The organism is Gordonia sp. ABSL11-1 (assembly GCF_030315685.1).
Taxonomy (GTDB): domain Bacteria; phylum Actinomycetota; class Actinomycetes; order Mycobacteriales; family Mycobacteriaceae; genus Gordonia.
This window is the reverse complement of record NZ_JASXSI010000104.1, coordinates 1-509: the sequence shown is the minus strand read 5'-3', so window position 1 is coordinate 509 and position 509 is coordinate 1. Positions and strand designations below refer to the sequence as shown.

Here is a 509-nt window from a genome sequence, read left to right as displayed (position 1 = left end):
CATCGGCGACGCCCTGCGCGCTGTCCACCTCGACCACGAGTCCATGACCGGGCAGAGCGCCTTCGAGGAGATGCGCGCCCTGTACACGATCCGGAATCTGATCGATCACCACGCAGCACAGCTGACCGGCACACTCGAACGACTGCGGGTGGCCAAAGACCACGGACGCACCACTCGAGAGTTGTTGATCGTCATGGGTTTCGCCCCGTCTGTGGCGCAGCGCTACGTTCGTATCGCCGGAGCGCTTGCGCTGCTTCCCACCCTGTCGGCGCATGCCGTCGACGGCGTCATCTCTGGCGAACATATCGACGCCATCGTCCGCGGGGTCGAGCACATCGGGAAAAGATCACCGGAACCGATCGACGACACCCAACGTCTCAACCATGTGACAGATCTTCTCGGACAACACTTCTCCGGCGCCACCCCCGCCGCCATCCTCGACCGCGCCCGCACCCTGGGCAACGTCCTCGCCGACGACACCGGCGGGTTGCCCGCCGCCGAAGACCGCA

Annotated in this window: 1 pseudogene; it reads left to right on the top strand. The window is 65.4% G+C overall.

The window, feature by feature from the left end:
- Nucleotides 1-43 precede the first annotated feature (43 nt).
- Nucleotides 44-509 (top strand): annotated as a pseudogene (locus QSJ19_RS26635) (HNH endonuclease); the annotation flags it as partial.